Origin of the sequence: Micromonospora vinacea (assembly GCF_015751785.1) — a bacterium.
Classification (GTDB): domain Bacteria; phylum Actinomycetota; class Actinomycetes; order Mycobacteriales; family Micromonosporaceae; genus Micromonospora; species Micromonospora vinacea.
Genome location: NZ_JADOTY010000001.1, coordinates 4,741,902 through 4,767,519, shown reverse-complemented (window position 1 = coordinate 4,767,519; position 25,618 = coordinate 4,741,902). Strand labels below are relative to the sequence as shown.

Genomic DNA, 25,618 nt, shown 5'->3' with positions numbered 1-25,618 from the left:
TCGCTACGCCACCGTGGCGTCGGTGTCGGTCCGGGTGCAACCGCTGGCCGGGCTCTCGCTGAGCGCTATGACCGCGTCGAGCCGCTCGCGCGCCTGCCGGAGTTGGGTGATCTGCCGATCGATGCGGTCGCGTTCGGCGCGGAGCATGGCCCGGGACTGCGGTGTGTTGACCTTCGCGTCGACGCAGGGCAGCAGGTCCAGGATGGTTCGGCTGGACAGGCCGGCGGCGTACAGCATCTGGATCAGATACACCCGGTCGATCGCGTCGTCGAGGTAGTGACGCTGGCCGCCACTGCTCCGTGCGGCGGCCAGCAGGCCCTGCTCCTCGTAGTAGCGCAGGGCGCGCACCGACACCCCGGTCTTCGCGGCGAGTTCCCCGATCCGCATCGACCCCTCCCCCAAACCGGTGACGCCAGCCACACAGCCTTCTCCCTAACGTGCACGTCAGGTTTTACCGTAGCTCGTATACCGACTTCCAGGCGGCGACGGCGCGGTGACTCACTGGCAGACACGCCACTCGCCGTCCTCCTTGACCAGCGCCACCCCCTGGGTGAACGTCGCACCGGTGGCCTCCTGGACCGCCTCGACCTGGACGGTCCCGGTGACCCGCCCGTTGTAGTTGTTGACGTTCACGCCGGTGATCTCGTAACTGCTGACCTTCAACTGCGCGCTCTGGATCCGGGTGAAGTCCTCCTGCGGCATCGTGTCGCGCACCCTGTCGCACAGCCGCTGGTACGCGCCCGCGTAGTTGCCGGCCTGCACGTCGTCGAGGTAGGCCGTCGCGGCCACCCGGACCGGTTCGACGGTGTCCTTGACCGAGCGGTAGAGCCAGAGGCCGACGCAGGTGCCGATCACGCAGCACAAAGCCAGCAGGGCGCCGACGACGATCAGGACCGTCCGAAGCGTCCGGTTGGGCCTCGGGTCGGAAACCATCATCGGCTCGTACGTCATGGCCCGGAGGGTAGGGCCGCCGGGCAAGCGGTGAGAGCCCGCCGGGCGGCCGGTGGTTCAGCCGCCGGAGGCGGGCGGCGACGGCGTCGGCGTGCCACCGGCGACCGCCCGCGCCGGCGGCGCCGACGCCGGGGCCGGTCGAAGATCCGCGGGTACGGGCAGTGCGCTGCCCTTGACGAACTGGCCCCAACTGGTGTTCCAGGCCGTCCAGCCGTTGCCCGGCTGGAGCCGGACCTCGGTGCCGGTGAAGGTGACCAGGTCGCCGACCTGGGTGACGCCCATCAGCCAGTCGGCGTTGGCCGCCGAGATGTTCGTGCAGCCGTGTGAGACGTTGCGGTGTCCCTGATCGGACACCGACCAGGGTGCCCCGTGGATGAACTCGCCGCCCCAGGTGAGCCGTTGCGCGTCCTTGACGTTCACCACGTAGCCGCCGTTCGGCTCGCCGCGCGTGTCGAACGTGGTGCGCTGGTGCTTCTCCATGATCACCATCTTGCCGCTGGACGTGGGGGTGCTGCGCTTGCCGAGGCTGACCGGGATCCTGCGGATCAGCCTGCCGTCCCGTAGCACGCGCATCTGCTTGGTGGCGTTGTCGACCTCGAGCGCCACCTGCCGTCCGATCCGGGACGTCGCGGCGCGGTCGGCGTCACCGATGTGGTTCCTGCCGATCGGCAGACCCTCCAGGCCGGCCCGGACACTGATGGTCGTGCCCGGCCGCCAGAAGTCGGGAGCCCGGTAGTAGACCTGGCTGCCGTCGTCCACCCAGGACCAGACGCCCGGCTGGGCCGGCTTCGTGGTGACGAACAACCGACGCTGCACGTCGGCACGGGCCGCCCTGGCGATGGGCGGATCGAAGCCGATGGTCACCGGCATGGCCGTGCCGTACGTCCGCTTGTCGGCGAAGTAGAGGGTGCTGGTCACCTGCGGCTTCGTCGACGTGGCCGCGGTGGTGAAGGTGGTGGTGCGGGTGGTGGTCCGCCCGGAGTCGGCGGTGGCGGTCACGGCCGCGGTGTAGGTGCGCCGCGGCCGCAACGGAGCGGTCGGCACCCAGGCCGAGCCGTCCTCGCGTGGCTCCGCCCGGACCAGCGTGCCGGTGTCGTCGACGAGGCGCACCGCGGTGATCTTCCCGCCCCTGACGAGCGGAACCACCTCGGCGCTGAGCGGCACGTTCCGGGAGAGGTCGACGGGCGTAAGGGTCAGTTCGGGCGAGGGCACCGCCCGCTCGGCCTGACGCACGGTGGCCTTCCGCTCGGTGGTGCAACCACCGAGGACCAGCGGTGTCGCCGCGACGGTCACCGCCACGAGCGCCATGCGCCTTCGTAAACCCATCGAACGTCCCCCGGCTTCCGTGTGCTCCGTGGCGGCAATTCTCTCCGCGTCGGCGGTGCCCCGCGCTGTTTCCGGCAATCACGCAGCGAAGGGGGGAGCCCTTCGGCGCGACACGCGTCGGTGGCATCTCCCTTTCGTGATCCTCGGGGCATCGAAGCGTGATGCCGACATGGAACGCTGCCGACATGGGCAAAAGACGACGTCCACTGATTCTGTTGGCACTTCCCCTCCTCCTTACCGCCTGCACCCCGCCGGATGAGCCGCTGGTCGCTCTCGCCGTCCAGGACGGCCGGCCGGTCGGCGTGCTGGTGACGTGCGACGACGATTTCGCGCAGCTCGGCGTTTTCGAAAACGACCACCCGGACGAGCCGGGCCAGCGACCACTGATCAAGTGGGACGTCAGCGGCCAACCCACGACCGAGGTCGTGGAAGTCACCCTGTTCGGTCAACCACCGGAGGGCTGGGAAGTCGATGAGCCGGTCGACTTCCCAGGGCCTGAACCAGGCGTGGAGGTGGACGTCCAGTTGCTCACCGAACTTCGCCCCGGAGTCACGTACAGCCTCGACGGGTCAAGTCGCCGTAAGGCCATCTCGGTGGACTTCACCCTCGCGGACCTGCCGCGCATCGGCCCGGACCAGGTCCTGGCGCCGCGCGGACATGACGATACGAAGGTCGTGTCCCGGGAGACCTTCCTGCGCAAGGCACGCGACAAGTGCTGAGCGGGACGGCGGTCGGGGGCACCCGGCAGAAAGGCAGAGTGCCGCCACAGTCGCTGATTACGGTTTTTGGAAAAAAATCAGAGAATTGAGATTGAGCCGACATCGCGGCGACTGCGCAAAGCTGACCGGGCAATCGCTGAGCGATATTTAAGGGAGAATTAATCGTTTCACCTGGAAACGAGCAGGGGGCCGACTCGTATTCTTCGTGCTCGGAAGAAAGGTGCTCCCCCGTTGATAAAACTTCGATCCACCCCTCGACACCGTCGTTCCGTCACCGCCCTGCTGCTGGTGAGCGTGGCGCTCGCCGGCGGATGCAAGGAGGCGCCGGGCACTCCCGGCGGGTCCGGCCCGTCCAGCGACACCGGCATCGGCTCGTCCAGCCCGGACGCGCCGACGGCCACCGCCGCGGGCGACCCGTCGGGAACGCCGAGCGCCCCGGGCACCTCGGCCACCCCGTCCGGCCCGGGTAAGCCGGGAACCCCGGCGACCAGCGCCGCCCCGCCCACCGCATCCGGTGGCTGGATCACGATCGACGCTGCCGCGCAGGCCTCCGCGACGAAGGCGTTCTTCGCGCGCAAGCCCAAGCCGGTGACCGGCAACCCCGTCAAGGTGCCCGAATTCAACGTCGGCTGTACGACCAGCCACCACAACAGCGACGACCCGATCGTGCTGCCCAAGCTGGTGGGTGGCTCGCACAACCACACGTTCTGGGGCAACAGGTCGACCGACGCCAACTCGACAGCCGAATCGCTGCGGGCGTCGAAGGCGACCACCTGCAACTCGCCGGACGACCAGTCCGCCTACTGGGTGCCGACGATGTACCAGAACGGCAAGGTCGTGGACCCGAAGGAGGTGACCGTCTACTACGGTTCCCGGCTGAAGGACCCGAGCAGGACCCAGCCGTTCCCGTTCGGCCTGCGGATGATCACCGGTAACGCCAAGAACCAGGTCGACACCCCGGACAAGCAGGGCAACCACTTCTGGTGCGCCGGCATCGGCGGCGAGGTCGGCCGCAGCGCTGACAAGACCTTCCCGGTCTGCGCGAAGACCGCGAACATCGTCCGGCAGATCACCTTCCCGGACTGCTGGGACGGCAGGCACCTGGACAGCCCCGACCACAAGGCGCACATGGCCAACGGGGACCACACCGGGGCGTGCCCGAAGAGCCACCCGGTGCCCGTCCCGTCGGTGTCCTTCGTGATCTCGTATCCGTTGAGCGCGAACACGGACGGCATCACCCTCGCCTCCGGCACGTCGTTCTCCATGCACGCGGACTTCTTCAACGCGTGGAAGGACGAGGCGCTCGCGGCCCGGGTGCGCAACTGCCTCGACCAGGGCGTGAAGTGCAACTCGGCCGGTAACTTCTGAGCTGACCGGCCGCCGAGTCGTCGCGGATCGGCGAGGTCTCCGGTGGATGGTTCGGCCCCAGGCCAACCCGACGCCGGAGACCTCGCGCCAGCCGACCTGCTCTCCGAGCAGGTCGATCATGCGGAGCGATGGGTGCCCTGGGTCCGGGAGACCGTCTGGGTGGGCGTGAGTGCCGGGAGCATGGTGATGACACCCCGGATCGCCGCCGCCACCAGGTCGAACCGATGTCGCAGACGATTCAGCTTCACAGCGTCCCCACACCACCTCGGCCAGCGCGGCTCCGGCCGGCCTCTACCGCGGTGGCGAGACGTACAGCCCGGTCCTGCACCCAGTCTCGCCGGGTTGCAGCCAGGTGGGGTCGTACCCGGGTGATTCGACTGCTCCGGAGGAAGTCCGGATCAGGAGGAGACATTCCCGCTCGGCGGGTACGCCCACCGCGGCGACGAGTACGCCCTTGTGGGTGACCGTGTCGACGGTGATGTGTTTCGCGGGAAACGCCGCCCGCACGACGCCAGCGAGGGTGCCAGGCGTGGCGGTGCGCAGCGCCACGCTGAGCCGGTCGCGTGCGTCCGGAGGCAGCGCCGGGATCGGCCCCACGCTGGGCACCGGCAGAGTGGCCACCGACGGGCAGATTATCTCCTGGTACGGCGTGTGGCGCTGGAGTTCGAGCCGGTAGCGGTAGCACCGCGTGGCCTGGCCGGCGGAGTTGCCCAGGTCTCCGAAGGTGGCCCCGTAATCCTCGGCGACCGTGACCACGATCCGTACGTCGATGACGGCCTGCTCGTTGACGCCGGTGCTTCCCGACCAGGCGAGTGGTTCCCGTCGGATGGTCGAGTTGGTGCCCTCCACCGTCTCGGGGACGTGGATCGCGGCGAGCCACTCGGCGTCCCGGACCCGGTCGCGGGTGAGATCGTCATCGAGGCGTTTCGCCTCTGCAGCCGCGAGTGACCGCGCCATTGTGTCGCCGTCGCGCTGTTCCGCGCACCCGCCGAGCAGCAGACACAGCACCAGGGGCACCACGCTGATCCGGCGACTAAGAGCCATGGCGTCGAGCATTCCGGCCGGCGGTAGTGGCGGGATGAGTGCGCGTACTCAATCTGGTGTCCCGTGTGACAGCATCGACAGTGCTGTCCGTTGTCGGGAGGAGTCGATGCCTGAGGGGCACCTCAGCGTCGTCGATGCGCCGGGTCGATCGGGAGCACGCGCAGCCGCTGGACGTCGAGGCGCTCGCCCCGGGAGGTTGTTCGTCTCCCAGTGCAAAGGATGTCGATCACTCGCCCTGGTTGCCACTGCCGTCTCAATCGCGGCCCAGCAGGGAGCCTCGTCTGCAACGTCGACCATGAGTTCCCCTGCCATAGCGTCGCTACCTCGATTACCTGGAGTAGCCAGGCTAGATCAGCTGTCAAGCATGTGGCGGGACGGATCCGTCAAGCACGTGGTGGGACAGATGAGCAGCAGTGTGTCCGAGGAGTTCATGGGCATCCCGGCCCACCCTCTGCTGCTGTCCGGTGTCGGCGCCTGCGTGCGACAGATTGGCTGGTCAACTCCACGTCGATCGGGCGCAGCGCCACCCGAGCGCGACTCGCGGCGGTCCGGCCCGGTACGGCGGCGGTGGCCGGTCACCCCGAGGGGTGACCGGCCACCGCCGCGTCGATCGGTCAGAGCCGGGCGGCGCCCGCCTCGGTGGCCTCCTGCACCGCCGAGGTACGGCGGACCTCGGCCCGCTGGTCACCGGCGTCCTCCCGGTCCGGGCCGGCCACCCGGGCCGACCGGTTGGTGGTCGCCGCGGCCTGGTCACCGGTCACCCCGCCACGGATCCGGTTGTTCGCGGCCACTTGGGCGGCCGGGTCGTTGGACGTCACCGCCAACTGGCCGTTGATGATGTTGTCGTCGACGGTGACGCCACCGGTGGTGCTGGTGATGCTCACGTCCCCGCCCCAGTAGCCGCCGGAGGCGCAGCTGTCGAGGGTGCCGTTCGGGCCGAGCTGCACACCACCCAGGTTGCCGGCGAAGGTGGCCCGGCCCTGGACCGCACTGCCACACACCACACTGCCGGTGGCGCTGTTGAGCACCGACAGCGTGCCGTCCACGAACGAGTCGTGCAGGTCGGTGTAGTAGGTGCCGGTGCTGCTGAGGTTGCGCTGCACCTGGGTGCCGTTGTCGAGCCGGACCTCACCGGCACCGACGTTGACGTGCCCGGCGACCGTCGACGCCTCGGCGAAGAGGAAACTGTCGATGGTGGTGGCGCCCTTCGGCCGTACGGTCACGGTGCCGGTGCGGGCGTCCTTCAGGAAGATCCCGTACCCACCGGCCGCGAGCACCAGTTGGCCGTCGACTGTCGTCTCGGTCGCGTCGAGGTACCCGTCGGCGGCGACGCGCACCTCACCGCTGATCCGGCCGCCGGTCACCACCAGGTTGCCGCCGGCCGCGACGGTGACGTTGCCGGTGATCGTGGTGCCGGTCAGCGCGCAGGACTCTCCGGCGGGCACGAGCAGGTCGTTGGGCACTGTCACCGCGCCGCCGGTGCCGATGCAGTGGGTGACCAGGTCGGCGTGTGCGGTGGGCGCCACGGCCAGCACCGAGGCCGCGATGACGGCGCTCACGGTGGCCAGCTTGGCGACGGTACGTCCGGGCATCGTGGTACTCCCTGTCGGTGAGGTTCGAGGACTCATGCGCCGACGTCCGATCGGGCCGCGGCCCGGACGATGGCGCCCTGCTGCCGCCGGTCGAGCGTGCCGCCGGTCACGAGCGCGGCGGTGACCGCCTCGACGTGCCGGACGAATGCGGCGTGACCGGGGTAGTCGGCGTGTTCGTCAATCAGATCGTTGATGGTGCAGCCGTCGCCGGTGTCCACGTTGGCCACACCGCTGTCGTTGCCGTCGATGACCACTGTGGCCCGGGTGTCCGAGTCGGGGCAGCTGTCGGTGGCGTCGGTCACCACTGTGAACGTCGTCGACTGCTCGGTGGAGGAGTTCCCCGCCGTGTCGGTCGCCCGGTACCGCACTGTGTGCGCGCCGGGTGCGCGGACGGCGACCGGCGCGGTGTACGCCGTCCAGGCACCGGTGTCGAGCGTGTACTCGATCTTCGCCACGCCCGACTCGGCGTCGGTGGCCGTCACTGTCACTGTCGCGCCGCCGACGTACCCGCCGTCGTCGTTCCGGTCACCGGCCACCGTGGCGGCGACAGTGGGCGGGGTGGTGTCCTCGGCCTGCGGCTCGACGACGGTGAAGTGCGACATCTGCTCCGCCGACGTGTTACCGGCGGCGTCGGTCGCCCGGTAGTGCAGCATGTGCATCCCGGCCGCGTTCACCACGACCGGGTTCGTGTACGCGGCGAAGGCCGCCCCGTCCAACGCGTACTCGATGGTCGCGACGCCGGATCCGCTGTCGGTGGCGGTCACCGTGGCGGTGGCCGTACCGATGTAGTTGCCGTCGTCGTCGCGGTCGCCGGCCAGCGCGACCGCGACCACCGGCGCGGTGGTGTCCTCCTCCCCCGGCTCGACGATCCGGAACGCCACCGAGCCGACGGCGCTGGTGTTGCCGGCCTGGTCGGTGGCCCGGAACTGCACCGCGTGGTCGCCGATCGCGGTCACCCGCACCGGTTCGGTGTACGGCAGGAAGCTGGTGTCGTCGACCTGGTACTCGACGGTCTGTACCCCCGAGTCGGCGTCGGTGGCCGTCACTGTCACAGTGGCCGCGCCGACGTAGTTGCCGTCCGGGTCCTGGTCACCGGAGACCGCGGCGGTCACTGTCGGCGCGGTGGTGTCGCCGCCCCCGCCGCCGTCGGTGACCACCAGCTCACCAACCATCGCGCTGTGGCCCGGGATCGAGCAGAAGTACCGGTACCGGCCCGGGGTCAGCGTCACTGTCGCCTGGTGGCGGCCGTCGTTGGCGTCGAACGGGCTGGCCAGGATGTTGACCGTGACGTCGTGGTTGTAGCCCTCGGTGCTGGTGTCGAAGGTCAGCGTGTGCGGCATCCCGGTGGTGTTGCCGGTGGCCGCGCTGTTCTCCCAGATGATCGTGGTCGCTCCGGCCACCGCTGTGGTGGGCGCGGACTTGTAGCGGGTGATGCTGTCGTCGGCGGTCCAGGTCAACACCTGGTCGGCGGCGACTCGCGGGGCGGCGGAGGCGGGCGCCACTGCCAACGGGATCACCGTGAGCAGGAGCGCCGCCAGCGCGGCCGTCAGTCGTCGGGTCATCGTCACTCCTAGAGTTCCCGCACGCGGATGTTGCGGAACTCGGTCAGGTCGTTGTCACCGTGGTTCTGCAGGCCGATGAAGCCGCGCAGGAACTGCCGCAGGTCGGTCGGCGGGTCGCCGGCGCGCGACGACTGCTTGCCGGGCGTGTTGTCGAACTCGTTGATCACCACGCCGTTGCGGATCATCGTGTAGTGCTGCCCGACGGCGCGGATCTCGTAGTCGTTCCACTCGTTCTTCGGCGTCACGCCGGCCTGGGCGAGCGGCACCGGGTCGAAGTTGTAGACCGAGCCGGTCTTCTGCGGCTCGCCGGTGTCCCCGTCGTAGATCTGGATCTCGTGTCCGCAGTAGATCGCCATCCAGGCCGCCGAGGTCCGCGCCGACCCGACAGTGCCGCAGCTGCCCGATGGACGCTGGTCGAGGGGGGTTCGCAGGTCGGGGAACCGGATGAAGACTCCGGTGTTGGCCCGGCCGGTGCCCGGCGCGATGTCCTTGAATTGCACCTTCAGCGAGAAGTCGCCCAGTTCCTTGGTGTGCCAGAGCATGCCCAGGCCACCACTGGAGCGCAGCGACCCGTCCGGCTGGATGGTGAACTGCCCCGACGGCGCCTGCTGCCAACCGCGCAGCGACTCGGCGGTGCCGTCGAAGAGCGGCTCGTACCCGGTGTGGCCGTCCCGGCCGATCTCGGACGCGGCGGCCAGGCGGGTGAGGGTGCCCGCTTCGCGGCTGTTGAGCAGGTCGTCGTCCTGCAAGGTGCGGGCCACCGCGGTCACGTGTCGGACGAAACCGTTGTGGTCGGCCCAGGTGCTCTCGTCGTCGATCAGGTCGTTGGCAGTGCAGCCCTGCCCGACAGGGCGACTGGGCACCCCGGTGTCGGTGTCGCCGAGCCACACCGTCGACCGGTCGTCGGGCACCGCGCAGCCCACCGTCACAGTGGTCTGCACCGTCGCCGTCTCACCGTCGGCGTACGTGACGGTGAGTTTTGCGGTGTAGGTGCCGACAGTGGCGTACGTGTGCCTCGGGTCCGCCTCGGTCGAGGTGGCGCCGTCGCCGAACTCCCAGCGGTGGCTGACGCCGCCGGAGCGGGAACCCGTGAAGGCGATGGTGAGCGGCTTGTTCTGCACGGCGGTCGAGGTCGCGGCCGGTGCCGGGGTGGGCGCTCCGCCGGTGTAGGTGATCCGGATCAGCTTCTGGTTCGCGTGCAGGCTGAAGAACCCGCCGCCGTAGTCGAGCAGGTAGAGCGCGCCGTCCGGGCCGAACTTCGCGTCCATCCAGCTCTGCAACTTGGTGTCGCCGTTCCCGCCCGGGATGATGGCCCGCAGCGACTCGGCGTACACCGGTGGGGCGGCCTGCGGCACGCCGGCCGGGTCGACGGTGACCGCGACCCGGTTGGCGGCGTTCGACTGGTCGCCGATGAACCACTTGCCGTCCCAGTGCTCCGGCCACGCCACCCCACTGGCGGTGTCGACGAGGCTCCGGTGGTACGTCGGGCCGGACATGATGGCCTGCCCGCCGCCGCGCAGGTACGGCTGCGTGTAGGTGGCGTCGGCCGCGACGTAGGTCGGCAGGCCGCTGCCGTCGGTCCGCTTCGGGAACACCGGGCCGCCGCCGTCGGGCGAGTACCAGATCATGTTGTCCCGGGCCGCCGGGATGTCCTCGAGTCCGGTGTTGCGGGGCGAGGTGTTCTTCAGGTTGTCGCAGTCGTACCAGCCGGTCAGCACCGTCGCGTCGGTGTTGCTGCGGTCACGGTACGGCTGCCGGTTGCCCATGCAGTACGGCCAGCCCTGGTTACCGGCGGAGGTGATGATGGTGGCCGTCTCGTACTTCGCCGGGCCCAGGGTGGGGCTGGGCGACGAGGCGTCCGGGCCGACCCAGCCGGCGGTCAACCACTGGTGCACCGGGTCGATCTGGAGGCGGGCGATGTTGCGCACGCCCATCACGTAGATCTCCGGCCGGGTCTTCTCGGTGCCCGGTGGGAACAGGTTGCCCTCCGGGATGGTGTACGTGCCGTCCGCCTCCGGGTGGATCCGGATGATCTTGCCGGCGAGGTCGTTGGTGTTACCCGATGTGCGGCGGGCGTCCTGGAAAGAGATCCCCTGGTACTCCTGGGTCCAGTTGTTGCCGGCGTAGCCCTGCGACCCCTCGGAGGAGTTGTTGTCGCCGGAACCGACGTAGAGGTTGCCCTTGGCGTCGAACGCCATGCCGCCACCGGCGTGGCAGCAGCTGTGGATCTGCACCGGGAACTGCAACAGGTCCTTGCGGGTCGCCTGGTCGATGGTCTGCGCCTGCCGGTCGTAGGTGAACCGGGAGACGGTCCGCTGACCGACCCGCTTCACCCGGTCGACCGAGTCGTGCGGCATCCAGTAGACGTAGAGCCAGCCGTTCTCGGCGAACTTCGGGTCGGGCACGATCCCGAGCAGGCCCTCCTCGTTCTTCACCAGCTCGGAGCCGCTGCCCCGGTTGCCCATCACCTCCAAAGTGGTGAGCAGCTTGACCTGCTTGGTACGCGGGTCCCAGGAGTGGATGGTGCCGCAGCCCAGGCCGACGTTCGGGTTGGTCCAGTCCGCGATCGGGCCGCTCGGGCAGGCCGCCTTGCCGACGTAGAAGACAGTGCCGTCCGGCGCGATGGTGAGCCCGTGCGGCTCGCCCATCTGGTCCAGCTGCCCGGTCTGGTTGGCGGCGGTGAGTCGCTCCACCTTGTAGTTCGCGGCGATGGTGGCCTGGCAGTCGCCGCGTACCCGACCGGTGGTCCAGTTGAGGGCTCCGGCGAGGTGGGTGCGGAACGCCTCCTCACCGTAGCTGCCCTCGGTGTGGCCCATGCCGGTGTAGAACGACCGGCCGCCGTCGTAGTCCCGGCACCAGGACACCGGGTGGAAGGCGCCGTTGGCGCTGGCCCCCGGGTTGTAGTGCCGCTCCTCGACCTGGGCGAGCGTGTGCACGGTGCCGATCGGGTTGGGGTCCCAGTTCTCCCACCGGTCGGACCTGGTGATGGTCATCGGCAGCGACGCGGTGGCCGGGTGCTTGCGGTCCAGGATGTTCACCACCGCGCGGTTCACTGCGGGCGGCTCCGGGGCGGTGGTGGTGCCGGTGAAGAGGCGCAGGTCGGCGAGTTGCAGCAGCGGCTCACCGCTGTTCGCTGTGACGTTCAGCCGGTAGCGCGAGAACTCCTGCGGCGTGGCGATGTCGAACCGCCGGGTCTGGTACCGGTCCGGGAAGGTCTGCCCGGTGCGGCGGTCCAGGTCGGTCCAGCTCTGACCGTCGGTGGAGCCCTGCAGGGTCCAGTCCTTCGGGTCCCGGCCGGCCGAGTCGTTTGCCGACGTGAGCGCGTACCCGGTGATCCGCTTCGGCGCGCTCAACTCGTACGCCACCCACGCGGTCGGGGTACGGACCAGCCATTTCGTGTTGGCGTCGCCGTCGGTCAGCTTCTCCTTTGTCTCGTTGGGCGGGTTCTCGCCGCTGGCGGTGACCCGGGCCACCGGCTCGGCGACCGGAATGGCGCCGGCCGGGCGGGTGCCGATCAGACCGGTGAACCAGGTGGAGTCGACCTGGGCGCGGGCGGCGTCGGCGATGCCGACGAAACCGCCGCCGGCCTTGACGTAGCTCTGTAGCGCCGACTCCTGGTCGCGGTTCAGCGCGGCGCCCGTCGCGGAGAGAAAGACCACGCTGCGGTACGCGGACAGCCCGGCCGCGGTGAAGGTACCCGGGTCGGTGGTGGCCGTGACATCGATGTCATGGACGGCACCAAGTTGTTTGATGGTGTCCACCGCGCGAGAGACCGGGTCCTGTTGTTCGGCCACCGGGCCGTGGAACACCAGGACCGCGGTCCGCTGCGGCTGGGCCGCCTGCGGGGCGACAGCTGTTCGCGGTGCGGCCGCAGCCGCAGCCGCCGTCGTCGCCGGGATCAGTGTCGCGAAGGCCGCTACCGCGGCGAGGGTTCGTCGTAACTTTCGGGTCATGCCCGTCCCCACTTTCGGTTCGGTCAGCTTCCGTGCGTGTGGGTGTGGCCCTGGAACCGGTGGATCGCCTCCTCGGCGCCCGGCGGCATGCTGCCGTCGGCGTTGCGCACCAGGAAGATCCCGGCCATGCCGCCGTCGGAGTGCGTCTGCACGTGGCAGTGGTACATCCACGCGCCGGGTCCGACGCCCTCCCCGGCCAGCACCTGGAAACCGAACGAGCTGCCGGGGTTGAGGTCCTTGTTGTCGACCACCAGGCTCGGGTCGGCCGGCCCCTCCAACATTCCGGTGCGGTTGTCCGCCCAGCGGTGCGCGTGCAGGTGGAAGGTGTGGAACAGGTTGCCGTGGCCGATGGCGATCCACTCGACGCGCTCGCCCAGGTTCGCCTCGAACATCGGCGTCGCCGGGGCCATCTTGTTGTTGATCATCATGTCGTGGAACACGGCCGTGAACTGCTTCGACGGCAGGATGTCGCCGCGCCGCCGGACGATCAGCGCGCCGTACAGTCCCTTCGCGACACCGCCGGTGCCGTGGTCGGTGCCCATCGCGTGATCGTGGTAGTGCCAGTAGCCGGCGCTGCCCGGCATGTACCGCCGACCCGCCGCGGCCACCATCTCGTGGGAGCGCCAGACGTACGTCCGTGTCTCACCGGGATTGTTGAACGAGGCGTTGAACGGGCTGCCGTCGGACTCGGTGCTGTAGTCCACCCCGTGCGGATGGATGGACAGCCGCTGGTCGGTGGTGTTGACCAGGGTGATCTCCAGGGTGTCACCCTCGTACATCTCCAGGATCGGGCCCGGGACGGTGGCCTGGCCGGGCGCCAGGCCGTACCCGAACAGATTGCCGGGCAACTGCTCGGCGTAGATGGTGATCTTCTTGGTGACACCGGCGGCGGCCCGGGCAGGGCTGCCGCCGAACGCGGTGCCGATCGTTGGGGCGGACGCGCCCAACGCCCCGGCGGCGAGCGCGCCGGTGGCGATCAGCGATCTGCGGGACAGGTGGCGGTGAGGGCCACCAGCGTGATCGTCCATGGGTCTCCGTTCCCGACCGGGCGAAGACGCGACGAGGGCAGGGTGCATCGACCGCCGAGCGCGGGGGCGGTGGCACGACTGAGGGTGAGGCTCGTCGCGGGCTTTGCTCGGAAGACTCAGAACTTTCGATGGATGACAGCAACTTATGTAATCCATCGACGAAAGTACAGCTCTGATTGCAAAAAGATTACCTTGACATCACGACGTCCGTCGATTGACATAGTCCTGACACACAAACAGCCGCCGGGCTGCCGTCGATGCGGCAACCCGGCGGGTAGGACGTACGGGAGCTGTGAGTCAGAGCTGGTGGCGGTCGTCTGCCGGCAGGGCGGCGGCCGCTGGCGGCTCCGGCGACTGGTCGGGCCCACCGAGCTGTGCGACGTGGGTCGGGTCGAGGACCCGGGACAGGAACGCACGGGTCCGTTCGTGCTTCGGCGCGCCCAGCACCTCCTGCGGCGGCCCCTGCTCGACCACCACGCCACCATCCATGAACACGACCCGGTCGGCGACGTCGCGGGCGAACGCCATCTCGTGGGTGACCACCATCATCGTCATGCCGTCCTCGGCCAGCTTGCGCATGACGGTCAGCACGTCGCCGACGAGCTCCGGGTCGAGCGCGGAGGTCGGCTCGTCGAAGAGCATCAACTTCGGCTCCATCGACAGCGACCGGGCGATCGCCGCCCGCTGCTGCTGCCCACCGGAGAGCTGCGCCGGGAAGGCGTCGGCCTTGTCGGTCAGCCCGACGCGCTCCAGGTTGGCCCGCGCGATCCGCTCGGCCTCGGCCCGACCTCGCCGGAGCACCCGCCGCTGGGCGATCGTGAGGTTGTTCAGGACGGTCAGGTGCGGAAACAGATTGAACGACTGGAACACCATGCCGATGCCCCTGCGGACCGCGTCGATCTCGACGTCCGGGTCGGTCATCTCGACCCCGTTCACCCAGATCTTGCCGGCCGTCGGCTCCTCCAGCAGGTCGACGCAGCGCAGCAGGGTCGACTTGCCGGAGCCGGACGGACCGATGACGCAGACCACCTCGCCCTGGCCGACCTCGAAGTCGATGCCCTTGAGCACCTTGAGCGGGCCGAAGGACTTGTGCAGGTCGCGGATCTCCACGGCGGGGCGGGATGGGGTGGTCGTCATCGAGGTCACCGAGCCTTGGCGTAGCGGAGTTCGAGGCGTCGTACCACCTGCGACAGCGGCAGGGTGATCACCAGGTAGGCCAGGCCGGCCACCAGCAGCGGGGTCGCGTTCACCCGGTCGTTGAGCATGTCCCGACCGAACTTGGTGATCTCGATGGTCTGCGCCGTCACCCCGAGCACGTACGCCAGCGACGAGTCCTTGGTGAGCAGGATGAGCTCGTTCGTCAGCGGTGGGATCACGATCCGGAACGCCTGCGGAATGACGATCGTGCGCATGGCGGTGAAGTGCGACATGCCGAGGGTCCGCGCCGCCTCCATCTGCCCCTTCGGCACGGCCTGGATGCCGGCCCGGATCGTCTCCGCCATGTACGCGGCGGCGGTCAACCCGAGGCCGATCGCGATGGAACCGAACACCCCACCCGGAATCTCGCGCTCCGGGAAGGCGATCGGGATGCCGTACCCGACGAGGAAGAGCACCAGCAGCGCGGGCAGACCCCGGAACAGCTCGATGTACGCCGTCGCCACCCACCGGTACGGCGCCACCCGGGACAGTCGCATCAACGCCAGGATGGTGCCGAACACGAGGCCGAAGGCGAACGCGCCGAGCGTGTAGAGGATGGTGTTGCGCAGCGCGACGGTGATGATCGTCGGGAACATCGACTTGATGATGTCGACGCGGAAGAACGCGTCGGCCAACCTGTCCCAGTCGGCGGCGACGAGCACCGTCGCGATGATGGCGATGAAGACCAGGTACTGGAGCCCGAGGGACAGCCGCTCCCGCTGGCGGCGTCGCAGCTTCACGTTTGCTCGTTGCCTTCCCGGAGGTTGCCGACACGGAGGGCGCGCGGGGCGCACGCCCTCCGGTACTGCGCGATGCTCAGGCGCTCGGCCGCTATGCGGCTCAGGCGCTCCGCCGCTATGCGGCTCAGGCGCTCGGCCGCTTGCCGATCCACTTCTCGTAGATCGTGTTGTACGTGCCGTCCTGCTTGGCCTTGGCCAGCACCTCGTTGATCTTCTTGAGCAGCTCCGGGTTGGCGTCCTTCTTCACGGGGAAGCCGTACTGCTCGCCGGTGTCGAACTCGGCGGCCACCTCGAACCCGCCCGGGTTCTTCTTCAGGTACTCGGTCCAGACCGGCAGGTCGTTGATGGCGGCCTCGACCTGGCCGTTGGCGACGGCCTGCTGGAGGGCGGCGAGGTCCTCGAACTCGACGAGCTTCAGGCCCTTCTCCGCCTCGAGCTTCTTGGCGTAGTCACGACCCGTGGTGGCCGCCTGGACGCCGAGCTTCCTGCCCCTGAGGTCGTCGAGCGACTTGTACGGCTTGCCGGTCTTCACCAGCATCGCCTGGGTGGCGTCGAAGTAGGGATCGGAGAAGTCGATCACCTTCCGCCGCTCGTCGGTGATGGTCATGCCGGCGGCAGCCGCGTCGCACTTGCCGGTGTTGAGGTCCTGGCCGGACTTGATCCCCTCGAACGGGGTGTCGATGATCGTCTGCTCGACGCCGAGCTCCTTGGCGACCAGGTCCATGATCTCGACGTCGAAGCCGGTCACCTTGCCGCTGGCGTCCTTGGACTGGAACGGCGGGTACGGCAGGTGGGTGCAGACGGTCAGCTTGCCCGCCGCGACCAGCTTGACGCCGCTCGCCTGGACCTCGCTGTCGTCCTTCTTCGCGCAACCCGCGGTCAGCGCGAGGGCGGCGACGGCCACGACGAGACCGGCCTGACGGACGGCGCTTGGGAACCTCACGGCTGTGTCCCTCCGATGCGGCTTCCAATACACGGAAAGCCAATCTGGTTCATAGACTTTGCGATAAGCGACCGTACCCGATTCGGCGCGTCGCCCCCAGATCAAGGCGCGAGCGCTCGGCCGACGCGGCACGTCGTGCGCCGCCGGCAAACCCGACAGTTACCCCCGCAAAGTGCTTCAGCCACCGGTTCCCTCGGCCGCCCCGTCCGGGGTGAGGGCCCCCTCGTGGGAATCTGTGTCCAGGAACACGTGCTGGTGACCATGGCCGGCGTCCACGCTGATCTGGTCGAGCTGGGTCGCCGCTACCGACCAGATCGTCGCGGCCTCGGCGGCCTGCCGCGCGGTGACGTCCAGCAGGGCCGCACGTTGCGCGGCCGGAACACCGGCGGCCAGCGCGTAGGCGTCGACGGCCAGCGACGCCTGCTGGACCGCTCCGCGCAACCCCCCGCGCGCCACGTTGGTCGCGGTGGTCCCCGACGGCGGGTCGGCGAACGGCTCGGCCGCCTGGCGCATGACCTCCTGCCACTGGCGTGCCTTCGCCGGATCCGGCGCACGTCCACCGGTCGTCTCCATCTTGATGCCGGTCAGGACCGGGGCGACCTGGTCGCGGACCCGTCGGGCCGTCTCGATCAGCTCCATGATCTGCTGGGCGTCCCGCTTCGCCTCGGCCTCCTTGAGGCTCGCGATGGTCGCCTCGGTGGCGTCTGGACGGCCCACCTGGTAGCCGATCAACCCGCCGAGGAGCGCGGTGACCAGTGCGATCACGCCTGCGACGGCCGCGAAGCGCACTGTGCGCTGACGCCGCACGTCGGCCTTGTCCAGCTGGTAGGAGGGTCGGCCGGTACGGCGCGCCATCGCATCTCCTCACATCGATGGTGTGGGGCCAAAGATTAGCCGCCCCTCGTGACGTCCGTCGATAGCCAGGCCGGTACGCGCAACGGAACGGTCGTGCCGGCAGGATCCGCGCTAGCCGGGCCCGCCTCAGAGCGCGGTGCCGCCCGAAGCGTCGATGACCTGACCGGTCACCCAGCGCCCCTCGTCGGAGGCGAGGAAAGCGATGATGCTGGCCACGTCGTCCGTCTCGCCGAGCCGGCCGAGGGCGACACGTGCCGTCTGCTGCGCCGCGAGTTCCGGATTGTCGACAAGGTACTGGCTGTTCCGGGTCATGACGATGCCGGGTGACACCGAGTTGACGGTGATCCCGCGGGGGCCCAAATCCAGCGCCATGTCGTAGCTGAACCAGTTCAGCGCCGCCTTGCTGACGCCGTAGGCCAGCAGATCCGGGCTTCCGACTCTGGCCGCGGTGCTGGAGACGTTGATGATCCGGCCGCCGTCGCGCAGTCGCGGCAGCGCGAGCTTCGTGATGAAGAACGGCGCCTTGACGTTCACGGCCATCACCTGGTCGAACTCGTCCTCGGGGAGGTCGGCCAGCCGGGCGAAGCTTCCCTTGGCGGCGTTGTGAACGAGGATGTCGATCTTCCCGTCGGGCACGAACTCCCGGCCCGCCTTGTCGAAGGTCTCCCAGAAGTGAGCCGCGTCGCCGGGTGTGCCCAGCTCGGTGTGCACGGCGAACGCACGTCCGCCGTGCTTGCGGATGCGCTCCACCGTGTCGCGGGCCGCCGCCTCGTCGTGGCCGTAGCCGACGGCGACAGTCGCCCCGTCACGGGCGAACCGCTCGACTGTCGCCCGGCCGATCCCGTGACTGCCGCCGGTGACGACGGCCACTCTGTCCTGCAGTGCTCCTGACATGACCGCTCCTTTGTTGAATGATCGCTCAAGAGGAACCGTAGCTCGTTCTTGAGTGATCTACCAACAAGTCTCCGACCCGCTTTTGAGCGATCGCTCTAGAATGGGGGCATGGATACACCAGAGGTACGGCGAGGCCGGCCGCCGACCTTCGACCGGGCGGCGGCGCTGGCGGCCGCCACCCGCCTGTTCTGGGAGAACGGGTACGAGGGGACCTCCATCAGCGACCTGACCCGAGAGATGGGCATCCGGCCCGGAAGCCTCTATGCGGCGTTCGGCGACAAGAGGTCCCTGTTCAACGAGGTCATCGAGGCGTACGGTCGCTCCCCGGCCGGCGAGTTCATCTGGGCCGCCATGGCCAGGGAGCCGACGGCCTTCGATGCTTTCCGCCGCATCCTGCTCGACGCGGCGGCGATGTACACCGACCCCGAGACGCCGGCCGGAAACCTGCTCTGCAGCGCGGCCGCGGCCGACACCGATGTCGCCACCTACATGCGCGACCTGCGCAACGCCAGCGTCAGCACCTTCGAGAAGCGCCTGGCAACCGCCCGGCAAGAGGGCGAACTACCGGCGACAGCCGACCCCCGCAAGCTTGCCGCGTATTTCACGGCCGTCATGCACGGCATGTCCCAGCGCGCCCGGGATGGCGCCACGGCGGCGGAGCTCACCGATACCGCGGAACTGGCCATGGCCACCTGGCCGGCGCGCTGACCGCTGCGGATCGCCCTGGACCGCCGACCTAGACCGGATAGCCCCACTCGGCCAGCGGCTTCTCCAGCACCCGTTCGATCGCGGCGAGCTGCGCCGGGCTGAGTTCGTCCCGGTACGCCTCCGCGCGGCCCATGGTGAAGTCGTACCGGGAGAAGCCTTTCTCGAAGGTGGCCGACCAGCTCAGCCCGAGGAAGTCGAGCATCCGGCCGACCTGCTCGCGCGGCTGCTCGACCAGGTCCTCGTAGCGCACGTCCAACCACTGGCCGGCCGGGTGACGCAACCGGGCCTGCGCGAAGGCGTCCATCAGCATCTTCCAGCCCAGCGCGGCGAGCACCTGGAACGAACGACCGGATTCGACCCACTCCTCCCGCAGGTCGGACGGGAGTGGGCCGTAGATCCAGTTGTCCGGCCCGCGCCACCCGTCCCACCAGCCCATCTGGAGCCACGAGTTGGCCACCGCCCGGCCGTCGCGCACCACGTTGACCACCCGCAGCTCCGGGTACGCGGCGTGCAGCAGGCCGGTCCGCGGCCACCCGGTGACGTGCTGGACCAACTGCTGACAGCCCTGCCGCGCGATCCGCTCGTCGAAGAAGGCCCGCAGCCGCCGGGCCACGAACGGCGTCAGGTCCTCGGCCACCAGGTCCCGGCACGGTCGGGAGAAGCCGGCCAGCACCTGCCGGTCGAGCAGGTGGTACGCCTCCGACGGCGCCACCCGGAGTCGACCCCGCTCCACCAACCGTCGGCTGTGCCGCAGCGAGGTCATTCCCGCCGGGCGCGGTGCCGAGCGCCGGTAGAGCGCGCCGTTGAACCTGCCCTTGGGGTTGAGCCGGGCCAGTTTGTCGTCCAGGCCGGAGACGAAGCCGACCGCGGGATGCCGGGAGAGCACCTCCTGGACCAGTGTCGAACCGCAGCGACCGGTGCCCACCACCAGTGAGAGCATCGTTCAGCCTTCCTGCCGGGTGGCGGGTGACGGGGAGACGGCCGGGTCCGCGGCGAGGCGGGCGGCGGGAGAGGTGGCCGCCGGGCGGCGCAACGGGTAGCCGAACCGGGTCAGGACAACGGCGGTCAGGCCGGTCACCACTGCGTACGCGCGGGTGGGGAGCCCTGTCACCCACTCGGTGTCGGCGACCACGTCGACCAGCCCGGTGCGGTGCCGCGACGGGTTGCCGGCCACCGAGTGGGTGGGGGTGAGCCGTACCGTGGTCGGTGTCGGGAACGGCAGCTTGTCGGGGGTCGCGCCGACGAAACCGGCGATCCGGGCGGTGGTGCCGGGCGGGTCGACGACGAAGTCCTCGTACCGCACCCGCAGGTAGCGGCCGGGCGCACGGCGGCGGTCGCCCCACAGTCGTACCGCCGCGGTGTTCCAGACCAGCCAGAGCAGCGCGGCCTTGCCCACCGGTGGCCGGCTCATCAGCTGGTCGTCGGCGGGCCCGTCCAGGGGGCGCCGGCGACGCCAGGAGTACGCGGTGGCGCGCGGGTCGCGCACCACGTGCAGGACGTACAGGTCGATGCCGGGCAGGCTGCCGAGCAGGGCACCGTACGGAGGCAGCTTGGAGGAGTCGACGATGACACCGTCCGGCCGGCCGGCCAGGGCGTGTTCGGCGATCGAGGCGTAGAGCCGGGCCAGCTGCGTGTCGTCGGGGTGCCCCACGACCGGAGGCTGCCCCCGGCGCTGGCGGCGTAGCAGTGTGGGCAACCCCCGCAGCCGCAGCCGCTGGGCCAACCGAGCCGCGATCCCGGCCGGGTCGGCATCGGTCAGGTCGGCGCGCACCCGGGTCCAGAGCGGGCAGTCGGCCACCGGGGAGCCACAGCCGCACTGCCGGTTCTCCAGGATGCCGCGCCGCCACAGGTACCGCAGCTCGCCCGCCGCGAAGAAGCCCGGCAACTGTCCCAGCACAGTGGTCACCAGCGTGCTGCCACTGCGACCACTGCCGGCGAGGTAGAGCACCCGCACCGGTTTCACCGGGCCGCTCCCCCACCGGCGGCGGCCCGGCCGGCCCGCCGCGGCGACGGCAGCGCCTCGGCGGCCTCCGCGTACAGCCCACGGATCCGGTCCAGGTGCCGGTCCGGGGCGAACTGGGCGGCGATCTTCGCCCGGCCGGCCCGGCCCATCCGGTACGCCCGCTCGGGGTCGGCCAGCAGGTCGTTCAGCGCGTCGCCGAGGGCCGTGGGCTCGTCGGCGGCGACGACGCGGCCGTCCACCTCGGACTCGATCAGCTCGGGAAGCCCGCCCAGGTCGGTGGCGACCACCGGCACACCGCAGGCGAACGCCTCCAGCACCGCCATCGGCTGGTTCTCGTGCCATCGGGACGGGACGGCGACCACCGCCGCCGAGCGGATCAGCTCGTGCAGGCGCTGCTTGTCGAGGCGGCCGTGGAACCGGACCCGGCCGGGCACCCGGCGTGCGGCGAGCGCCTCCAGTTCCGGGCGGGCCGGGCCGTCTCCGGCGACGTCCACGCTGACCCCGTCCGGCAGCGCGGCGGCCGCCTCGATCAGCACGTCGACACCCTTCTCCGGCGCCAGCCGGCCAGCGAAGACGACACCGCCGCCGGGCGTCTGCTTGGCCGCCACACCGGTCAGGTCGACGAAGTGGTTGACCACCCGCAGCCGGTCCGGGTAGACGCCCGCGCGCCGCATCACGTCGGCCAGGAAACCACTCGGGCTGATGAAGAGCCGCACCGGGTCGTACGCGTCGAACTGCCTGTGCAACCAGGACTCGACGGCGAGCAGCCCACTGCGCGACAGCGAACCGTCCTTGCAGCGACGACGGGCCGCCTGCAACGGGCCACCGGTGACGCACGCCTGGCAGGGGCGGCCCCGGTCGAGCAGTTGGTAGCTCGGGCAGGCGAGCTTGTAGTCGTGCATGGTCAGCACGCACGGCACACCGGCCGCGCGGGCTGCGGCGAGCACTGACGGGGAGAGCTGGTGGTAGATGTTGTGCAGGTGCAGCACGTCCGGCCGAAAGTCGTCGATCACCCGGGCCAGCCCGCGGCGGCTCGTCGGTGACCACAGCATCCGGCCGACGGCCACCGCGCGGGGCCGTAGCCCGCTCGGCGCCGGCTCCAACTCCACTTCGGACGGAAACCGCGCGGCGTACGGCAGCGGTGACTCGTTCTCCGGGTGGCTCATCCCGAAGTAGGCGACAGTGTCACCCGCGGCCCGTTGCAGGTCGGCGAGATCGAGCAGATACCCCTCGGCGCCGCCACGGCGGTAGAGGAACTTGTTCACATGCAGCACGCGCATCGACTCGGCCTGCTCACGTCGATCGGGCGAACCGGGCCCGGAGGTGGTGACCGGGGTCTGCCCGCCCCGGCCAGGGCCCACGGTATGCAGGGCGGGTCGGCGAGTCCAGCTCACGTTTGGCATGTGGCTGAACGGGTGATCTTCGTCTGCCCGTGCGGTCCGCAGCCTGGCCTCCCGCCATGATCTCCCGATAGCCTGGCTGCCGCCGGTCGCACCCGCTGTGGTGTCGGGCCGGGCCGGTGCCCGACGAGGAGGACCCGTGGCAGCCGACGACGAGGTCTCCGCGCTCGCGTACACCGCCCGGCGGGTCCGGCGGCATCTGCGCTGGGCGCGTACCGAGGGGATCGGACGGCTGATCGAGGAGGACCGCCTCAACCCGGTCGACCGGATCGGCACGGCAGTGGCGAAGCGACGCTGGCGACGACGGGCCGGGCGCGCACCCGGCTCGGCGATGCCCGTCTACCTTGTCGGCCTGCAACGCTCCGGCACGAACATGCTGGTCCGGGGCCTGGACACCGCCCCCGAGGTCGAGGTCCGCAACGAGAACGACAGCACCCTCTTCCACCGCTTCCAACTGCGCCCGGACCCGGTGCTGACCGCCACCCTGCACCGCAGCCGACACGCGTACGTCCTGGTCAAGCCGCTCTGCGAGAGCCACCGCGTGGACGAGCTGCTGGCCCTGCCGGGGCTGACGCCCGGGCGAGCGCTCTGGGTCTACCGCGACGTCGACGACCGGGCCCGTTCCGAGGTCGCCAAGTTCGGTGACGCCAACCTGCGGGCCCTGCGGGCGATCGCCGACGGCAGCATCGGCCGCCGGTGGCAGGGGCAGCGGCTCGACGCCGACACCGTCGAGCTGATCCGGGCCCACGACCCGCAACTGTTGGACCCGCACAGCGGCGCGGCGCTGTTCTGGTACGTCCGCAACTCGCTCGTCTTCCAACTCGGCCTCGACCAGCGGGCCGACGTGCTGCTCTGCCGCTACGACAGCCTGGTCGCGGAGCCCGCCGCGCAGGTGCGGCGGCTCTGTGACTTCCTCGACTTCCCCTACCACCCCCGGCTGCACGCACACATCGCCCCACGCGGGTCGCACGGCGCGACGGGTGACCGGCGGCTACCTGTCGACCCGCGCGTCCGGGCCCTCTGCGACGAGCTGACCGACCGGCTCGACCGCGCCGCGGCCGACGCTCGATCCGAGACGACGAAGGCGGTCGACAGTGGCTGACACCGGAACCCGTACCGCGCCGATCTTCCTGGTCGGGTGCCAACGGTCGGGCACCACGATGGTGCGCCTCGTCCTCGACTCGCACTCGCGGATCAGCTGCGGCCCGGAGACCCGGTTCCTGCCCGACCTACGACGGATCGTCGGCCGGGACTGGGAACGACTGGCCCGCTTCGGTTTTCCGCGCGAGGACTGGCTACGCCGGATCCGGGACTTCTTCGGCGGCGTGCACGCCGACTACGCCGCCGCGCGGGGCAAGACCCGGTGGGCCGACAAGACCCCGCTGTACGCGATGTCGCTCGATTTCGTCACCGAGGTCTTCCCGGACGCCCAGATCGTGCACCTCATCCGGGACGGACGCGACGTGGTGGTCTCGCACCGCAAACGCTTCGGCTACTGGTCCGCTGTGAAGTGCGTGGTGAAGTGGCCGCGCTACATCCGCACAGCGCGGGCGGTCGGTGCCACCCTGCCTGCGGACCGCTACTACGAGCTGCGGTACGAGCAGGCGGTCAGCGAACCGGAGAAGACGATGCGGGGCCTCTTCGAGTTCCTCGGCGAGCCCTGGGAGGACGGCATCCTCGACTACGACAGCAAGCAGCACGACGTGGCCCAGAAGTACACCACCGAGGCGGAGCGGCGGCGGGCGGCGGCGAGCGTCACCGCGCCGATCTACGGCTCCCGGGTGGGCAGCCACCGCCGCGAGCTCGACCCGTTCCTCCGCCTGCTGGTCTGGGTCTTCTCCGGTCCGACCCTGCGCGCTCTGGGCTACCGGTGACCCGCCCGGGCCGGCTGCGTGCGGTCGCCGCCGCCGTCGCCGCCACGCTCCTGTTCACCGCCGGCTGCACCGCTGGCGACGACGATCCGCCACCGGCCGCCACCCCCTCCGCGACGGCGGCACCCTCGGCCACCAGCACCGTCGGCGGGGTGAGCAACCCGTTCGGCGCGCACTGGGACTGGTCGCGGTACCAGCAGTTCGGGCCGTACCTGCGCCGGCTCGCCGGTTCCGCCACGTACGAGGAGATCTCCTGGTGCGAGATCGAACGGACCTCGGGGCAGGCGGACTGGGCCGGGCTGGACGAGATCGCCTCGCGCAGCAGGGAGCTGGGCATCACAGTGCACCTGAAGATCCGCACCGGTGTGTGCTGGGCGACCGGTGGCACCGCCCGCCACACCCGGGGCGCGGCGAACAAGACCGAGTCGGCGATGCCCACCGACCTCGGCGCGTACCAGCGGTTCGTCCGCTCGGTGGTGCAGCGCTACGGCCCGTACGGGGTGCGGGAGTACGCCATCGAGAACGAGGTCAACGCGCCGAGCTACTGGGCCGGCAGCCCCGAGGATTACGCGCGGCTGGTCCGGGCCGCCGCCGAGACGATCCGCGCGACCGACCCGAAGGCGCGGGTGGTCGACTCCGGCATCAGCAGCGTCGCGTACGGCATGGGTGTCGCCGACCGGCTGCTACGCGCCGGTCGGGTGCCCGATGCCGTCGCCGCCTACCAGGCGTACTTCCAACGCCGGGTCGGCACCCGTGGGCAGCAGATCCCGGCGGTGACCGGGGAGGCGCAGCTGCGCCGGGCGCTCGGCACCGAAACCAACAGCCGCAGCCTACGTTTCCTGGCGGTGACCGAGTCGCTGCTGACCGATCGCACAGTCGACGTCCGGCAGGTGCACTTCTACGAGCACTTCAGCGGGGTGGCCCCGCTGCTGGACTACCTGCGCGCCACCACACCGCCGGGTACCCCGATCCAGGCGTGGGAGGTCGGGCAGTTCTGGCGCGACGGCGAGGGTGACCCGACCAGCCGGGCGGCCGAGATGGTCAAGACGGTCACCCTGCTGGCCGCCGGCGGGATCGGCGAGATCAGTTGGTTGCCGTTGGCGTACAACCCGAACAACGCGGCCGGAAGCGAGGTCCGCTACGGCCTGCTCGACCCGGACGGCACCGAACGGGAGGCCGGCCGGATGTTGGCGGCCCTGGCCGACGCGGCCCGGGGCGCCACAGTCACACCGCTGCCCGCATCGGTGGCCGGCCGGCTGAACGGGGTCGCGTTCGTCAGGGGTGGATCGAGCACGCTGGTGCTCTGGTCGGCGGCGGACACGCCGGTGACAGTGCCGGCGGCGCCGGGCGGGCGGACCGGGGCGGTGGGTTCCCCGCTGGGCGCGGCCGGTGGCGGCACCACAGTGACCGACGTCCCCGTCCTGGTCCGCGCCGACCAGCCGGTGGAGCGGATCCTCGCCACCGTCCGGTAGGGCCTGACCGCCAACGCGACCACCAGCGTGCG

Annotated in this window: 23 protein-coding genes; 6 read left to right on the top strand and 17 right to left on the bottom strand. The window is 70.2% G+C overall.

Going from position 1 to position 25,618, the window contains the following annotated elements; all coding sequences use genetic code 11:
- Positions 1-3 precede the first annotated feature (3 nt).
- The 3 genes from IW249_RS22370 to IW249_RS22360 all read right to left on the bottom strand — a co-directional run bounded on the left by IW249_RS22370 (position 4) and on the right by IW249_RS22360 (position 2,259).
- Positions 4-387 (bottom strand): MerR family transcriptional regulator, encoded by a 384-nt coding sequence (locus IW249_RS22370; protein WP_196922546.1) that lies wholly within the window; start codon positions 385-387, stop codon positions 4-6.
- Between the two features lie 111 nt (positions 388-498).
- Positions 499-951 carry an Rv0361 family membrane protein gene (locus IW249_RS22365; RefSeq protein ID WP_196922545.1) on the bottom strand — a complete coding sequence of 151 codons (453 nt, stop codon included), beginning with the start codon at positions 949-951 and terminating at the stop codon, positions 499-501.
- A 57-nt stretch (positions 952-1,008) separates the two neighbouring features.
- A complete protein-coding gene (locus IW249_RS22360) occupies positions 1,009-2,259 on the bottom strand; it encodes a L,D-transpeptidase (RefSeq protein ID WP_196922544.1) in 1,251 nt (416 codons plus the stop codon).
- Positions 2,260-2,435: 176 nt separating this feature from the next.
- On the opposite strand from IW249_RS22360, the gene IW249_RS22355 reads away from it, so the two are divergent.
- A complete protein-coding gene (locus tag IW249_RS22355; protein ID WP_196922543.1) occupies positions 2,436-2,996 on the top strand; it encodes a hypothetical protein in 561 nt (186 codons plus the stop codon).
- 231 nt (positions 2,997-3,227) lie between these two features.
- The gene (locus tag IW249_RS22350; protein WP_196922542.1) at positions 3,228-4,364 is read left to right on the top strand and encodes a DUF1996 domain-containing protein; all 1,137 of its coding nucleotides are present in this window, start codon (positions 3,228-3,230) and stop codon (positions 4,362-4,364) included.
- 116 nt (positions 4,365-4,480) lie between these two features.
- Here IW249_RS22350 and IW249_RS34800 read toward each other — a convergent pair whose 3' ends face one another.
- The 11 genes from IW249_RS34800 to IW249_RS22300 all read right to left on the bottom strand — a co-directional run bounded on the left by IW249_RS34800 (position 4,481) and on the right by IW249_RS22300 (position 18,172).
- Complete coding sequence (locus IW249_RS34800; RefSeq protein WP_269215329.1) at positions 4,481-4,612, bottom strand: hypothetical protein; 132 nt, start codon at positions 4,610-4,612, stop codon at positions 4,481-4,483.
- Positions 4,613-4,655: 43 nt separating this feature from the next.
- On the bottom strand, positions 4,656-5,408 hold the full coding sequence (locus tag IW249_RS22345; RefSeq protein ID WP_231392617.1) for a hypothetical protein: 753 nt from the start codon (positions 5,406-5,408) through the stop codon (positions 4,656-4,658).
- A gap of 614 nt (positions 5,409-6,022) precedes the next feature.
- Entirely contained in the window at positions 6,023-7,000 is a 978-nt protein-coding gene (locus IW249_RS22340) for a hypothetical protein (RefSeq protein ID WP_196922541.1), read from the bottom strand.
- 32 nt (positions 7,001-7,032) lie between these two features.
- A complete protein-coding gene (locus IW249_RS22335; protein ID WP_196922540.1) occupies positions 7,033-8,562 on the bottom strand; it encodes an OmpL47-type beta-barrel domain-containing protein in 1,530 nt (509 codons plus the stop codon).
- An 8-nt stretch (positions 8,563-8,570) separates the two neighbouring features.
- Positions 8,571-12,515, bottom strand: coding sequence for a ThuA domain-containing protein (locus IW249_RS22330; RefSeq protein ID WP_196922539.1), 3,945 nt, complete (start codon positions 12,513-12,515; stop codon positions 8,571-8,573).
- Positions 12,516-12,538: 23 nt separating this feature from the next.
- Positions 12,539-13,543, bottom strand: coding sequence for a multicopper oxidase domain-containing protein (locus tag IW249_RS22325; RefSeq protein WP_196922538.1), 1,005 nt, complete (start codon positions 13,541-13,543; stop codon positions 12,539-12,541).
- 297 nt (positions 13,544-13,840) lie between these two features.
- Positions 13,841-14,680: an amino acid ABC transporter ATP-binding protein gene (locus tag IW249_RS22320; RefSeq protein ID WP_196922537.1), complete on the bottom strand. Its 840-nt coding sequence runs from the start codon at positions 14,678-14,680 to the stop codon at positions 13,841-13,843.
- Positions 14,681-14,685: 5 nt separating this feature from the next.
- On the bottom strand, positions 14,686-15,480 hold the full coding sequence (locus IW249_RS22315; RefSeq protein ID WP_091406922.1) for an amino acid ABC transporter permease: 795 nt from the start codon (positions 15,478-15,480) through the stop codon (positions 14,686-14,688).
- A gap of 124 nt (positions 15,481-15,604) precedes the next feature.
- Positions 15,605-16,423, bottom strand: coding sequence for a basic amino acid ABC transporter substrate-binding protein (locus IW249_RS22310; protein ID WP_196922536.1), 819 nt, complete (start codon positions 16,421-16,423; stop codon positions 15,605-15,607).
- Positions 16,424-16,600: 177 nt separating this feature from the next.
- Positions 16,601-17,278, bottom strand: coding sequence for a hypothetical protein (locus IW249_RS22305; protein WP_196922535.1), 678 nt, complete (start codon positions 17,276-17,278; stop codon positions 16,601-16,603).
- A gap of 126 nt (positions 17,279-17,404) precedes the next feature.
- On the bottom strand, positions 17,405-18,172 hold the full coding sequence (locus IW249_RS22300; RefSeq protein ID WP_231392616.1) for an SDR family NAD(P)-dependent oxidoreductase: 768 nt from the start codon (positions 18,170-18,172) through the stop codon (positions 17,405-17,407).
- Between the two features lie 108 nt (positions 18,173-18,280).
- Here IW249_RS22300 and IW249_RS22295 point away from each other — a divergent pair, with 108 nt between their 5' ends.
- Positions 18,281-18,880, top strand: coding sequence for a TetR/AcrR family transcriptional regulator (locus IW249_RS22295; protein ID WP_196922534.1), 600 nt, complete (start codon positions 18,281-18,283; stop codon positions 18,878-18,880).
- A gap of 28 nt (positions 18,881-18,908) precedes the next feature.
- On the opposite strand, the gene IW249_RS22290 is transcribed toward IW249_RS22295, so the two are convergent.
- Genes IW249_RS22290 through IW249_RS22280 form a run of 3 tightly spaced genes read right to left on the bottom strand, consistent with a single transcriptional unit; the run spans position 18,909 to position 22,123 of the window.
- Positions 18,909-19,820, bottom strand: a complete 912-nt coding sequence (locus tag IW249_RS22290; protein WP_196922533.1) for a sulfotransferase family protein — start codon at positions 19,818-19,820, stop codon at positions 18,909-18,911.
- Between the two features lie 3 nt (positions 19,821-19,823).
- A complete protein-coding gene (locus IW249_RS22285; protein WP_196922532.1) occupies positions 19,824-20,843 on the bottom strand; it encodes a sulfotransferase in 1,020 nt (339 codons plus the stop codon).
- Entirely contained in the window at positions 20,840-22,123 is a 1,284-nt protein-coding gene (locus IW249_RS22280; RefSeq protein ID WP_196922531.1) for a glycosyltransferase family 4 protein, read from the bottom strand. The genes IW249_RS22285 and IW249_RS22280 overlap by 4 nt, the downstream gene beginning before the upstream one ends.
- A 259-nt stretch (positions 22,124-22,382) precedes the next feature.
- On the opposite strand from IW249_RS22280, the gene IW249_RS22275 reads away from it, so the two are divergent.
- The 3 genes from IW249_RS22275 to IW249_RS22265 are packed head-to-tail and all read left to right on the top strand — an operon-like array spanning position 22,383 to position 25,586.
- A complete protein-coding gene (locus IW249_RS22275) occupies positions 22,383-23,345 on the top strand; it encodes a sulfotransferase family protein (RefSeq protein ID WP_196922530.1) in 963 nt (320 codons plus the stop codon).
- The gene (locus tag IW249_RS22270; protein WP_196922529.1) at positions 23,338-24,117 is read left to right on the top strand and encodes a sulfotransferase family protein; all 780 of its coding nucleotides are present in this window, start codon (positions 23,338-23,340) and stop codon (positions 24,115-24,117) included. Before IW249_RS22275 ends, IW249_RS22270 begins: the two co-directional genes overlap by 8 nt.
- Positions 24,114-25,586, top strand: a complete 1,473-nt coding sequence (locus IW249_RS22265) for a hypothetical protein (RefSeq protein WP_196922528.1) — start codon at positions 24,114-24,116, stop codon at positions 25,584-25,586. The genes IW249_RS22270 and IW249_RS22265 overlap by 4 nt, the downstream gene beginning before the upstream one ends.
- The last annotated feature ends 32 nt before the right edge of the window (positions 25,587-25,618 follow it).